The 13354-nt window shown below is 67.8% G+C and carries 10 protein-coding genes; 5 read left to right on the top strand and 5 right to left on the bottom strand.

Annotated features, from left to right (window positions below; all coding sequences use genetic code 11):
* Positions 1-64: 64 nt before the first annotated feature.
* Both WMC41_RS06890 and WMC41_RS06885 read left to right on the top strand, forming a co-directional pair.
* Positions 65-1051 carry an aldo/keto reductase gene (locus WMC41_RS06890; protein ID WP_432347440.1) on the top strand — a complete coding sequence of 329 codons (987 nt, stop codon included), beginning with the start codon at positions 65-67 and terminating at the stop codon, positions 1049-1051.
* 124 nt (positions 1052-1175) lie between these two features.
* Positions 1176-1952 (top strand): ABC transporter substrate-binding protein, encoded by a 777-nt coding sequence (locus WMC41_RS06885; RefSeq protein ID WP_244765845.1) that lies wholly within the window; start codon positions 1176-1178, stop codon positions 1950-1952.
* Between the two features lie 145 nt (positions 1953-2097).
* Here WMC41_RS06885 and WMC41_RS06880 read toward each other — a convergent pair whose 3' ends face one another.
* Positions 2098-2313 (bottom strand): hypothetical protein, encoded by a 216-nt coding sequence (locus tag WMC41_RS06880; protein WP_244765846.1) that lies wholly within the window; start codon positions 2311-2313, stop codon positions 2098-2100.
* Positions 2314-2456: 143 nt separating this feature from the next.
* Between WMC41_RS06880 and WMC41_RS06875 the strand changes: the two genes are divergently transcribed.
* Positions 2457-3413: a LysR substrate-binding domain-containing protein gene (locus tag WMC41_RS06875; RefSeq protein WP_432347437.1), complete on the top strand. Its 957-nt coding sequence runs from the start codon at positions 2457-2459 to the stop codon at positions 3411-3413.
* A gap of 84 nt (positions 3414-3497) precedes the next feature.
* Positions 3498-4622 (top strand): NAD(P)/FAD-dependent oxidoreductase, encoded by a 1125-nt coding sequence (locus tag WMC41_RS06870; protein ID WP_432347435.1) that lies wholly within the window; start codon positions 3498-3500, stop codon positions 4620-4622.
* A gap of 35 nt (positions 4623-4657) precedes the next feature.
* Here the strand turns inward: WMC41_RS06870 and secD are convergent, their stop codons facing one another.
* The 4 genes from secD to WMC41_RS06850 all read right to left on the bottom strand — a co-directional run bounded on the left by secD (position 4658) and on the right by WMC41_RS06850 (position 12606).
* On the bottom strand, positions 4658-7195 hold the full coding sequence (secD, locus tag WMC41_RS06865; protein ID WP_288083349.1) for a protein translocase subunit SecD: 2538 nt from the start codon (positions 7193-7195) through the stop codon (positions 4658-4660).
* Positions 7196-7302: 107 nt separating this feature from the next.
* Positions 7303-7719: a hypothetical protein gene (locus tag WMC41_RS06860; protein ID WP_272805077.1), complete on the bottom strand. Its 417-nt coding sequence runs from the start codon at positions 7717-7719 to the stop codon at positions 7303-7305.
* Positions 7720-7863: 144 nt separating this feature from the next.
* Positions 7864-11334 (bottom strand): AAA family ATPase, encoded by a 3471-nt coding sequence (locus WMC41_RS06855; protein WP_432347433.1) that lies wholly within the window; start codon positions 11332-11334, stop codon positions 7864-7866.
* A 3-nt stretch (positions 11335-11337) separates the two neighbouring features.
* Positions 11338-12606 carry a metallophosphoesterase family protein gene (locus WMC41_RS06850; RefSeq protein ID WP_432347431.1) on the bottom strand — a complete coding sequence of 423 codons (1269 nt, stop codon included), beginning with the start codon at positions 12604-12606 and terminating at the stop codon, positions 11338-11340.
* Positions 12607-12864: 258 nt separating this feature from the next.
* Between WMC41_RS06850 and WMC41_RS06845 the strand changes: the two genes are divergently transcribed.
* Positions 12865-13329, top strand: a complete 465-nt coding sequence (locus WMC41_RS06845) for a MarR family winged helix-turn-helix transcriptional regulator (protein ID WP_244765853.1) — start codon at positions 12865-12867, stop codon at positions 13327-13329.
* Positions 13330-13354 lie beyond the last annotated feature (25 nt).

The following is a 13354-nucleotide window of genomic DNA, read 5'->3' as shown; positions in this document are numbered from 1 at the left end:
TCCCGGAGCGGAGTGCTACCTCCCGACACATTCATTCATTGGGCATTTGTCGGGAGAGATTTTCATGAGACATCGCAAATTCGGCCGCACGGGTTTCACCACCACGGATATCGGCTTCGGCGCCTGGCAGATCGGCGGCGCCTGGGGTGATGTCAGCGAGGCGGACGGCCGCGCCGCCCTCAACGCCGCGCTCGACGCCGGCATGTCCTTCATCGACACCGCCGACGTCTATGGCGACGGCCGCTCGGAAAAGATCATCGCCGACGTCCTGAAGGACCATGGCGGCCAGCGCCCGATGGTGGCCACCAAGGCCGGGCGCCGGCTTTCCCCGCATGTCGCCGATGGCTACACCAAGGAAAACCTCGAAGGCTTCATCGACCGCAGCCTGAAGAACCTCGACGTCGAGCGGCTCGATCTCGTGCAGCTGCACTGCCCGCCGACGGAGGTCTACTACCGTCCGGAGGTCTTCCATGCGCTGGAAGAGATCAAGGCCGCCGGCAAGATCGCCAATTACGGCGTCAGCGTCGAGAAGGTCGAGGAGGCGCTGAAGGCGATCGAATATCCCGGCGTCGTCAGCGTGCAGATCATCTACAACATGTTCCGCCAGCGCCCGGCGCAACTCTTCTTCAAGGAAGCCGCCCGCCGTCAGGTCGCCGTCATCGCCCGCGTGCCGCTGGCAAGCGGCCTGCTCTCGGGCAAGATCACGCGCGACACCGCCTTTGCCGCCGACGACCACCGCAACTTCAACCGCCAGGGCGACGCCTTCGATGTCGGCGAGACCTTTGCCGGCGTGCCCTTCGAGACCGGCCTTCAGGCCGTCGAGGAAATCCGTGCGCTGGTGCCGGCCGACACCGCCATGGCCGCCTTCGCGCTGCGCTGGATCCTGATGGCCGATGCGGTCAGCGTCGTCATTCCGGGCGCGCGCAACGCCGCGCAGGCCGAGGCGAATGCCCGGGCCGCAAGCCTGCCGGCGCTTTCGGACGACGTGATGGAGGCGACGCGCGAGATCTATTACCGGCTCGTCGCGCCGCATGTGCACGATCGCTGGTAGGGCGCGGCCCTGCGGCTTCGCGCATCAACTGAAATGATAGCCGACATCATGGCTATCTATTTCGTTTATGCACGAGGCCGCGCTACCGTTCCCCATCGGTCACAATCACAACAGGGGAACGACCATGAAGACAATGCTGCTCGCGCTGGCTCTCGCAGGCTCCACGCTGCTTTCCGGCCCGGCTTTCGCCGAGACGCTGAAGATCGGCACGGAAGGCGCCTACCCGCCCTTCAACTTCCAGGATTCCGCGGGAAAACTCGGCGGCTTCGACGTGGAGATCGGCCTTGCGCTCTGCGAGAAGATGAAGGTCGAGTGCGACGTGGTCGCGCAGGACTGGGACGGCATCATTCCCGGCCTCGTCGCCAAGAAATACGACATGATCATCGCCTCGATGTTCATCACCGAGGAGCGCAAGAAGCAGGTCAACTTCACCGACCCCTACTATCTCGCCGCCATGACCCATGCCGCGCCGAAGGGCGCCGGCATCACCGATTTCACCAATGAAGGCATGAAGGGCAAGACGATCGGCGCCCAGTCCGGCACCACGCAGGCCGATTTTGCCGCCGCCGTCTATCCGGATGCGGACATCAAGCTCTACCCGACGCAGGACGAGGTGAACCTCGACATGGCGAACGGCCGCCTCGACCTGCAGGTCGGCGACATGATCCCACTGCTCGACTGGGTCACCAAGAACGACGACGGCAAGGCCTGCTGCGAACTGATCGGCGAGCCGATCACCGACCCGAAATTCGTCGGCGAAGGCGTCGGCATCGCGGTGCGCCAGGAAGACAACGACCTGCGCGAGAAGCTGAACGCCGCGCTGAAGGCGATCCGCGAGGACGGCACTTACCAGAAGATCAACGACAAGTACTTCTCCATCGACATCTATACGATGAAGTAATCCCCCTCCTCGCTCGGGGGCGGGCTCGACCCGATCATGCACAAGTCGCGTGGGTCCCCGGGTTGAATTCGCGGATGACGCGATTGGTCGGGGCGATGTTGCGATCAGGTCGAGGCGGCTTCGGCCGCCTTTCACCTGTCCGGGCTCAGGGATCGAAGCGGGTGCGGTTTTCACCGCGAACGCCGTCCATGGGTCGCGTGAAGAAGGCTTCGTCGCTGCCCTCGCCGTCAAGGCTGACCAGAAACGGATGTGGGTCCAGCGCCCGCCGCGGGCGAAACTCCATGCGCGCCTCCACGCCGCCCGCCAGGAGCTCGTCGAGATAGGCTCCCGCGAGTCCGCTGGTGCTAAACCTTTGCCACATAATGCATTTCCCCCTCTTCCGGCGACCGGAATGCGCCGGGCTCCTTTTTGGTTCCGCGAAAAACGGCGCCTGCCGATCACATTTCATGGCACGCCAGCCCGCCGCCTCTTGCCTTTCCCGACCCCCTGGCCGTAGCTACGCGCATGCCGATCAACCGCCTCGAACGCTTCGCCCACAATCTCGACTGGAACCTGCTGCGCACCTTCGTGGTCGTGGTGGAGGAAGGCTCGATCACGCGGGCGGCGAACCGGCTGCTGCTGCAGCAGCCGGCCGTCAGCATGGCGCTGAAGCGGCTGGAGCAGTCGGTCGGCCACCGGCTGATCGACCGCAGCCCGGGCCGCTTCGAGCTGACGGAGGCCGGCGAGCGGCTGCATGCGCTCTGCCACGACATCTTCACCGCCATCGTGCGCCTGCCGGAGGCCATGCAGCTTTCCGGCGAGGATATTTCCGGCCACATCACCCTCCATGCCGTCAGCCATGCCATGAATCCGGCCTGGGACCGGGCGATCGCCGATTTCTTCCGGCAGCATCCGCGCGTCACCATGGGCGTGACGGTCGAGACGACGACGGATGTCATCCGTTCGGTGGAGCGGGGCGTCGCGACGCTCGGCCTTTCCGACGGCATCATTCCGGAGGGATTGGAGAAGACGCCCTTCTGCTATGAGCGCTACGCGCTCTATTGCGGCCGCGGGCACCGGCTGTTCGGCGTGCGCGATGCCCGGCTGGAGGACCTGAGGGGCGAGCCCTATGTCAGCTTCCTCGCCGACGTACTCGGCGGGCCGCATATGGGCCCGGTGACGGCCGTGCGCGCCATCGGCTCCTTCGGCCAGCAGGTGCGGGCGCTGGCCTTCAACGTGGAAGAGGTGCTGCGGCTGGTGGTGGCCAATGCCGGCATCGGCATGCTGCCGGTGCACCTGACCGGCGCGGCGCTGGCGGCCGGCGAGCTCTGGCAGCTGCCGCCCTATGACGACCTGCCGGTGACCGAGACCTTCCGCATCACCAATCCCGGTTCCGCGCTCAACCCGGCCGAACGCGCCTTCCTCACCCATATGGCCGATGTGCCGGCCTGGCGCTGGGGCGAGCCGCATCAATCCGGCTGATAACCACCTTCATCCCTATAAATTTGAAGAATGCGGCCGGCTTGCTTAGGCAGGAGGGACAAGGGTCCACAGCGGAGGCGGGTCATGCGGACATTCGACATCGTGATCATCGGCGGCGGCATTGCCGGCCTTTCGCTCGCCTATTTCCTGAGCCCGCACCGCTCCGTCGCCGTGCTGGAGCAGGAGGGCGCGCTCGGCTATCACAGCACAGGCCGCTCGGCGGCGGAATTCACGCTGCGGGACAATGCGCCGCTGGTGAATGCGCTTGCCCGCGCCAGCCATGCTTTCCTGATGCGGCCGCCCGAGGGGTTCGCCGCCGTGCCGCTGCTCATCGAGCGGGGCAGCATCATCCTCGGCGCGGCGGAGAAGGCGGCGCTGGTGCACGAACGATTCGAAACGGCCAGAAGCCTCGGCGTGGCGGCGGAATGGCTGGACGAGGCCGCGATGCTCGCCCGCGCGCCGATGCTGGACCCCGCCTATGCGGCCGCCGCCTATTTCGATCCCGACTACTGGGACATCGAGGTGGACGCGCTGCTGCAGTCCTATGCCCGCCACGCCCGGCGCCATGGTGCCGAGATCATCGAGGGCCGCCGCTTTGCCGGCGCCCGCCGCGCCGGCGGCCGATGGCTGATCGAAGCCGGCGAGGAGACGATCGCCGCCGGCATGCTGGTGAACGCGGCCGGCGGCTGGGCCGATGCGGTCGCCGCGCTTTCCGGCGTCGCGCCCGCCGGCATCGTGCCGCACCGCCGCACGGCCATCACCATCGACCTGCCCGATGGCATCGACGCGAGCCGCCTGCCGGAGATCAACGAGATCGAGGACCTGTTCTACTTCAAACCGGAGGGTGGCCGCCTGCTGGCCTCGCCCGCCGATGCGACGCCCTGCGAGCCGGCGGACGTGCAGCCGGAGGAGCTCGACGTTGCCTATGCCGCCCACTATGTCGAGGAGGCGACGACGCTCACGGTGCGCCGCGTCTTCCGGAGCTGGGCCGGCATGCGCAGTTTCTCCTCGGACCGCCTGCCCGTCATCGGCCCGGCCGGGGACGAGCCGTCCTTCTTCTGGCTCGCCGGCCAGGGCGGCTACGGCATCCTGACCTCGCCCGCCCTCGGCAGCCTTTCCGCCGCCCTCCTCACCGCAAGCCCGGTGCCCGAGCCGCTCGCCCGCGAGGGCATAACGGCGGAGACCTTCAGCCCCCGCCGCTTCTCCTGAAACGAAACGGGCGCCCCAGGGGCGCCCGTTCTGTTTTATGCTTCCGTTGCCGGCGTCGTTGCCGAGGCGGCCGCCCGCGCGGTATCGCGGTCCTTCCACCAGCGGCTGAGGAAGAGCAGGATCGGGCCGCCGATATAGATCGACGAGGTGGTCGCAACGACCACGCCGAACAGCATCGGCCAGGCGAAGGGCTTGACCGTGTCGCCGCCCCAGATCGCCATCGGCAGCAGCGAGGCGGCGACGGCGACCGAGGTGAAGATGCATCGCATGACCACCTGGTTGATCGACAGGTCGATGAGGTCGGAGAACGGCATCGACTTGTACTTGCGCAGGTTCTCGCGCATGCGGTCGTAGACCACCACCTTGTCGTTGACCGAGTAGCCGATCAGCGTCAGCACGGCGGCGATGGCCGTCAGGTTGAAGTCGATCTGCATCAGCGAGAAGAAGCCGATCATCTTGGTGATATCCAGGATCAGCGTCGCGATGGCGCCCACGGCGAAGTGCCACTCGAACCGCCACCAGATGTAGAGCAGGATCGCCACCATGCCGAGACCGACGGCGAGGAAGCCGGAACGGGCAAGCTCGGTGCTGACCGTCGGGCCGACCACTTCCGTCCGCTCGAAATTGGCATCCGGGATCACTTCGGCAACGCCGTCGCGGATCTTCTGCAAGGCCGCCGTCTGCACCTCTTCGCCGCCCGGCTGGCGCTGGACGCGCACGAGGACCGAGGTGCCCTGGCCGAATTCCTGCAGGGCCACTTCACCGAGGTTCAGCCCCTCCATCTTCTCGCGCAGCGGGGCAAGGTCGATCGGCGTCTTGGACGTCGCCTCGACCTGGATGCCGCCGACGAAGTCGATGCCGTAGTTGAGGCCCGGCGTGAAGAACAGGATGATCGAGCTGATCGAGATGAAGGCCGACATGGCGATGGCGATGTAGCGCCCGCGCATGAAGGAGAAGCTCGGGATGCTCCAGACCTTGCCGAAGATCGAATGGATGTCGATCCGCTTCATCTTGCGGCGGATCACCACCTCGCGCATCAGGAGGCGCACGAAGGTGATCGAGGTGAACATCGAGATCGCAAGACCGATGATCATGGTGATGGCGAAGCCGCGCACCGGGCCCGAGCCGAACATGAAGAGCAGGATCATGCCGACCATGGTCGTCATGTTGCCGTCGACGATGGTGGCATAGGCCTTGTTGAAGCCGACGTCGAGCGCCTTCATGGCCCCCGCCCCCGCCGCCGTCTCCTCTCGGATACGCGCATTGATCAGGATGTTGGCGTCGACGGCCATGCCGATGCCGAGGATGATGCCGGCGATGCCGGGCAAGGTGAGCGTCGAGCCGAGCAGGCCGAGCGTGCCGATGGTCAGCACCGTATGCAGCACGAGGCCGAGATTGGCGATGAGGCCCCACGAACCGTAGAGCACCTGCATCAGCACGACGACGGCGGCAAGGCCGGCAAGGCCGGTATAAAGGCCCATGCGGATCGAGTCGGAGCCGAGGTTCGGGCCGACGGTGCGCTCCTCGATGATGGTGAGCGGCGCCGGCAGCGCGCCGGAGCGCAGCAGCGCCGACAGAACGGTCGCTTCCTGCGGGTTGAAGTTACCCGAAATCTGGCCCTGGCCGCCGATGATCGGTTCGCGGATGACGGGGGCCGTCAGCACCTTGCCGTCGAGCACGATGGCGAAGGGTTTTCCCACATTCGCCTGGGTGATCTCCGCGAACTGGCGCGCGCCGGTGGAATCGAAGCTGAACGAGACGATCGGCTCGTTCGTGCGCTGGTCGAAGCCGGCCTTGGCATCCGCGAGGCGATCGCCCGAAATGGCGACGCGCTCTTCCACGGCGTATTTGCCGGGGTCGTTGGCGCCGGGCAGGATCATGACGCCGCGCGGGGCGACGCCGTTCGGATCCACGGTCTGATCGACCATGTGGAAGCTCATCTGCGCGGTGGAGCCGAGAAGCTGGCGCAGGCGCGTCGGATCCTGCAGGCCCGGCAGCTGGACGAGGATGCGATCGCCGCCGACGCGCTGGATGAGTGGTTCGGCGACGCCGACCTGGTCGACGCGGCGGCGGATGATCTCGAGGCTCTGCTCGACGGCGGCCGACATGCGCTCGTTGATGCCGGCTTCCGTCAACGTGACATTGATCAGGTTGCCGCTGGTGGCGACATCGATATCGGCACTGCCGGCGGTAAAGCCGAGCGTCGTCGTCGGCGTCGCGAGCTTGCGCACCTCCGGCAGGATCTTGTCGCGCGCCGCCGGGTCGGGCAGCGTGATCGTCAGCGTCGTGCCGCTGAGGCGTGCGGCCGAAGCGCGCTCGCCGGCTGTGCGCAGGATCGCGCGCGTATCGTTCAGCAGCACGTCCATGCGCGCCTTGCGCAGCGCCGCCGAATCGACCTCCAGCACGAGATGCGAACCGCCCTTCAGGTCGAGGCCGAGGGTGACGGGATTGGCGGGCAGGAAGCGCCCGAATTTCGCCTGCTGTTCAGGCGTCAGCACGTTGGGCACGGCCGCGAGCACCCCGAAGAGGATGATCGCGATATAGACCAACAATGCCCATTTGGAGGTTTTCATGGGGTTGTTCCATCTAGACTGCCGGACGGGCGCGACGTGAAGTCGGCACCGTCCGCGGGAATCGGAATTTCGAACGAATGGCGCGGCGTACGGGACGCCACAGGGCCTCAGGCGGAAAGAGCCGGCGGCGCGCGGCTGCGGAAGGATGCCGGGCCCAGGCGGGCGGGCGCCGCATCGTCGACAGCGACAGGGACCACCGAGGCGGCGGTCTCGAAGGGATAAAGCACGGCACCGGCGCCCGGGACGAGCGCCTTGCCGGCGGCATCGCCCTCCGGCAGGCCGCTCTTGGCCTTGGCGACCCGCCGCTCGGCATGGCCGCTGGCGGGGAACCAAAGCTCCTCGCCGGTGGCCGACAGCGGCGACGGCGCAACGCCGCCTTCGGCGGCCGCCCGCGGCGGATGGCCGGCGCCGTCTGCATTGCCGGGCAGGGAAAATTGCGACAGGAACAGGGTGACGAGCAGCACGAGGAAGCCGACGGGCGCAAAACCCCGCTCCCAGATCGTCGCTTCTCTGTCGGTCCTCAACGTCATATCCGTCCGTTTCTTCAGGGCGGAGCGCCGCGCGAAGCAGGCTTCGCAGCAATGCCGGTGGTGCGCCAAGAACCACTTACCACCGGCCAAGTCAAGTTTTGACGCTAACGCTTCCTTTACGCTTCGACGTTTCAGGCCTCACAATTCATGGATCGTGACATCGGGGCAGGCTTTTTTCGCGAGATCGCAGAGATGTTCGTGATGGGTGAGGTAGATCACCTGCCCGCCTGTCGCCATCGCGCCCATCACCGTCAGGGCATTGAGCGCGCGCCGGTCGTCGAAGGTCTCCATGATGTCGTCGGCGATGAAGGGCACGATCTCGCGGCTGGCGGCGATCTCATGGTAGCCCGCCACGCGCAGCGCGAGATAGAGCTGGAAGCGCGTGCCCTTGGAAAGGTCCTTCGCCAGCTTCGCGCCGCCGGAGGCGGCATTGACGACGAGATATTCGCTGTCCTTTTCGAGGATCGTCGAAAGGCCGGTATATTCGCCGGCCGTGATGTCGCGGAAGGTCCGGGACGCACGCTCCATCATCGCGCTGCGATGGCGCTCGCGGTAGAGCCGCAGGGCCTGTTCCGCGGCCAGGATGCCGGCGCGCGTCGCAAGGTAGCGCCGCGATTTCTCCGCCAGGTCGACCAGCACCGTGCGGCGCCGCTCCTCCAGCACCGCCGCCGCATCGCTGCCGGCGACCTTCGCCAGCGCCTCCTCCGCCCGCGCGCGCAGCAGGTGCTGTTCCTGCACCGCGCGGTCGAGCTCTTCCAGCCGTGCGGAGAGCGCGTCCTTCTCCACGGCGAGCTGGTCGTCATCGACCGCCGAGAGCAGCGCCTCGGCTTCCTCGACCGTCTCGGTGCGGAGCTGCTGGGCGAGGTCGCGGCCGACGTCATGGACGCGCGCCAGGATCTCGTCGCGCTTGCGGTAAGCTTCGAGCAGCACGTCCGCCTCCGCGAGCGTGTCGCAGCCGAGGACGGCGTAGACCTCCGAAAGCCGCGCGGCGAGCACCGTCCGGCGCTCGTCCAGCGCCCTCTCCTCCTCGTCAAGGCGCAGAACCGCCTTGTCGATCGCCTCGCGCCGCTGGCGTACCGCCGTCGCCGCGGCGAGCCGCCGGCCGAAAGCCGCGACGGTCGCGAGCGGGTCCTCGGCGTTAAACGGCTCGGACAGACGCGCGGCGAGACGGCGGGCATTGTCGGCGTAGTCCTTCTGGTCGCGGCGCATGCCGGCGATCCGATGGTCGAAGTCCCTGCGCCGCTCGACATTCTGGGCGAGCGTCTGCAGCGCCGGGAGGAAGGCGGCAACGCGGTCCAGCGCGACGGGCACATCCTGCCGTGCAAGCCAGGTGCCGGCGATCGCCTGCGCCCACGCCTCCTGCCATGTCGCAAGCGCCGCGCCGGCGTCTTCCGCAGCCTTGCCGCGCATATCGGCATCGGCCTTCAACCGGACAAGCTGCGCGGCCGCGGCAAGCCGCCGGGCCTCGCCCGCCTTCAGCGCCTCCAGCCTATCCTCGGCAAGGAACAATGCTTCTTCGAAGGGGCTATCCTCGGCCAGCGCTTCGCCAAGCAGCGCCGCCAGCCGCGCCAGCACGTCCCGCCTGTCCTGCTCGACGAGATCGGCCTCGACCGTGCGCTGCGCGAGCGCGCCAAGCGCGCCCAGCGCCGCCGTCCGCCGTTCCAGCCAGCCGGCCATGTCCGCCAGCGCCGTCCCCTCGGGCAGGCCGAGGCGCCCGGCAAGCGCCGCCATCTGCACCTCGACCTCCGCCCGCGCCTCCATCAGGCGCGTCACGTCATCCGCGAGGGTCTCCAGCCGCGCCGCGCCTTCCGCAGCCGTCCGTTCGAGAAGGCGAAGCTCCGAAAGGCGGTCGGCATTGCGCAGGCGCGCCTCCGAAGCACGGTCGTCGTCGCGCATCGCCTGCTCGAAGGCGGCGGCGGAAGCGCTGTCGAGGGTGCCGACATGCGCACGCCAGGCTGCATCGCGCACGGCCCGCAGATGGCTCGCCTGCTCTTCGCCGGCGGCGCCGGTCGCCTTTTGCAGCGCCGCAAGCGTCGCGCGGGCGGAGGCGACCTCCAGTTCCAGCGCGGCAACCTGCTCCCGCTGACGGTGCAGGGCCTCGGCCGCCATGTCGTATCGTCTGCGCAGGACCTCGATTTCGGCGGGCGGCGGAACCGCCATGCCTTCCAGGGACGCCGCCGTGCCGGACCAGGGCGCAAGACGGGCCATCGCGCCGTCGGCCTCCTGCCGGGCAAGCGCGACGAGACGCCGGGCCTCGCGAAGGCGCGCCGGAAGATCGGCGGACCGGGCGGCGCGCAGGACGGCAGCGAGCGTCGATTGCAGCGCCGCATCCGCCTGCCCCTGCTCATCCGAAACGGCACCGGCCTCGCCGCCGGCGACAGCAAGTGCCCGTTCCGCCTCGGCACGCTCGCGAAGCGCCGCCTCCGCACGTTCCGCAAGCGTCGCCCGCCGCGACAGGAGGGCTGCGAGTTTTTCGCCAAGGCCGGGAGGAAGCAGGATGCCGGCCGGATCGGCATCCGCGGGCAGGCCGAACACGGCAAGGCTCGCCCCGATGGAGACGGTCACCTGGTCCCGCTCCGCCTCGCGGGCGGCAAGATCCATCGCCGCCGTGCGGAACCGGGCTTCGAGCGCGGAACCGGCGAGGGCCGCGATGTCGCCTTCCACGGCCAGCACGGCCGCGTCCTCGGGCAGCGCCGCCAGTTCCTCGGCAAGATGCAGGCGCTCCGCCTCCATGCGGGCGGCGCGGGCGGCGATTTCCGCCTCCTCGCGCGCCAGTTCACCGGAAAGCGACCGCCAGGCAGCGGGCGGCGAATCACCGAGGTCGAACGCGCCGAGTTCGGCACGCAAGGCGCGCAGGCGCCGGAGGTATGGCAGCGCGGAGAGGCTGCGCTCCACCTGCGCCAGCGCGGCGCGCACCTCGGCCCGGGCGGCGGTCATCTCGCCGTGCCGCCCGGCGGCGGCATCGCGCTCGCGCACCAGCAGGCCATAGTCGCGGGCCGCGACGTCGAGCGCCTTGCGCTCGGCGGCAAGGGACTCGATATCCGCCTTGAGGGCCGAGAGCGCGTGCTTGCGGCCGGAGGGGCGATAGAACTCGTCGGCCTCCGCCTTCAGCGCCGCAAGGCCCGTGGCCATGTCGGACAGGCCGGAGCTGGCGGAAAAGAGCATCGCGCCGAGCTCGCCCTCGCTCTTCAGGATGTCCTCGCCGCCCTTTTCGATGCTCTCGTCGTCGAGCGAGAACATGGTGCGGTAGGCATTGCGGTCCATGCCGCCGAGCACGGTGGCAAAGAGCGTGTCCGGCAGGGGCCGGTCGTCGGCGGAGACGAGCGAGGCCTGGTTGCGCTTCAGGCGATAGGCCTCGTGGCGCTCGGCACCGACGGAGAACTGCCCGCCGACGCGCATCAGGGCATAGGGGTGCAGGAAGCCGTAGGCGCTGGATTTCTCGATGCCGAAGAGCAGGTCGAGATAGGCGGAGAAGAGCGTGGACTTGCCCGCCTCGTTCGGGCCGTAGACGAGGTGGAAATCCGGCTTTCCGGGCTGGGCCGCGCCGAAATCGAGGCTGCGGTCGGTGAATTTCCCGTAGCGGACGAGGTCCAGGCGATCGAGGCGCATCGGCTATGCCCCTACGCCTTCCCCGCCGAGGCGGGCGAGAACGGCATCGGCGCCCTCAAGGGCAAGCTCATGGAGCAGGGTCTCCTCCGCCGCCTCGTCCGCGGCCAGGAGGCTGCGCGCCTCCTTCGGCAACTGGCGCAGGAGGTCGGCCAGCGCCTCGCGCAGTTCTTCCCGATAGGCATGGCTTTCGACGACGTCCTCGCGCATCAGGCGCGACAGCTCGGTAAGAGGGCCGGCATCGGCACCGGCCGCGACAAGCGGCGCGGCGACGGAAAGCTCCACCGCCTCGATCCAGCATTCGCCGAGCGAGGCGGCAAGGTTCTGCAATTCGGCGGCGAGCAGGTCTTCGTCGCGGCGCAGGCGCCAGGCGAGCGGCGTGGCGCCGGCAAGGGTGAGGCGTGCGACGAGATGGGCGCCGCCCGCGGCCGCCCGCGCCTCCGCCAGCACGGTTTCGATGCGGTCGAGCATGCCGCGCCAGTCGTCGATGCCGGAAAGATCGACGGAAAGCCGCTCGAACAGGGCGACGGCGACCGGCTGCGCCACGCAGGTGATCGTGCCGTCGTCCTCGATGGTCGCGAGGGTCACGCCCTTCGGGCCGCCCTCGTTGATGTCACGGCCCTGCGGATTGCCGGGCATGACGATCCACGGCTTTTCGAGATGCACCCGGCGCTGGTGGACATGGCCGAGCGCCCAGTAGTCGAAGCCGTGCGCGGCAAGGTCGGCCACGCCGACGGGCGCATAGGGATCGTGGCGGCTGGCGCCGGCAAGGCTGGTGTGCATCAGGCCAATATTGACGGCATCCGGCAGCGGGGCGCGAAAGCCCGGCAGGAGCGAGGCCGGGGCATGGGGATGGGCAAAGCTGATGCCGTGGACGTGGACCTCGCGGCCGCTCGCCAACACGCCGGCCCTCACCGGCTTCCCGCGGCCGTCGAAGACGTGCACGTTCGGCGGAAAGGTCAGTTCGCGGGTGATCTGCGACTGGGCGTCATGATTGCCGCGGATGAGGAAGACGCGGATGCCTGCCGCCTCCAGCCGGCGCATCTGCTCCATCAGGAAGAGCGCCGTCGCCATGGAGGTCTGCGAGCCGTCGTAGAGATCGCCGGCGATGACGAGGGCGTCGACAGCCTCCGTGACGGCAAGATCGACGATGCGCTCCAGCGCCTTGCGCGTCGCCCCGCGCACCAGGTCGCCAAGCTCGGCATTGCGCAGGGCGAGCGATGTCAGGGGCGAATCGAGATGGAGGTCGGCGGTATGGATGAAGCGGAACGGCATCCCCGGACAATCGCTTTCCCCTCCCGCCGGGTCAATGCTTGGCGCTTCGCCGACAGGGTTATGCAGGAGAGAAATCGTCCCACCCGGAAAAATCCGGAAAAGGGCGGGAATAACGTCCTTCGCCTGACCGTTCGCATTTACAGAGATCGTTCAATATCTATGATCAAATTATCCGAAAACCTTCGTGATCATTTGACATGGTCCCTCATAATACCTATATTTCCCCTCATGAGTAGCACGATAGAAATCTCCCAGGGCATGTTCAAACTCTACCATCAGGTGAGTCGCCTGGTGAACGAGTGCATGATGGACGAAGGCGTGTCGCTTGCCCGCAGCAAGTTCCTGCTTCTTCTGGAATGCCAGGGGCCGCAGCGCTCGACGGACATCGCCTGCGCGCTCGGCTTCGCGCCCCGCACGGTGACGGAAGCGATCGACGGGCTGGAGCGCGACAAGCTCGTCAAGCGCGAGCCGGACCCGAAGGACCGTCGTGCCAAGATCGTCTCGATCACGGATATGGGCCGCACGGTGATCTCCGCCGCCCAGCAGCCGCAGCACAAGACGATCGAAGCGATCTTCGCGGTGCTGACCGAGGACCAGAAGCAGCATCTCAAGGAGATCATCGGCTGCCTCAGCGAGAAGACCGAGGAATTGCAGCGCGAACGGGACAAGGCCGAAGGAAGCGCCGGGGCAGCCCCCGCGCGGCCGTTGCGCGCCGTCGGCTGAGCCCGGCGAGGACGAAAAGACGAAA

Origin of the sequence: Shinella yambaruensis, from assembly GCF_050859155.1 — a bacterium.
Classification (GTDB): Bacteria; Pseudomonadota; Alphaproteobacteria; order Rhizobiales; family Rhizobiaceae; genus Shinella; species Shinella yambaruensis.
This window is presented reverse-complemented; position numbering and strand designations above follow the sequence as displayed.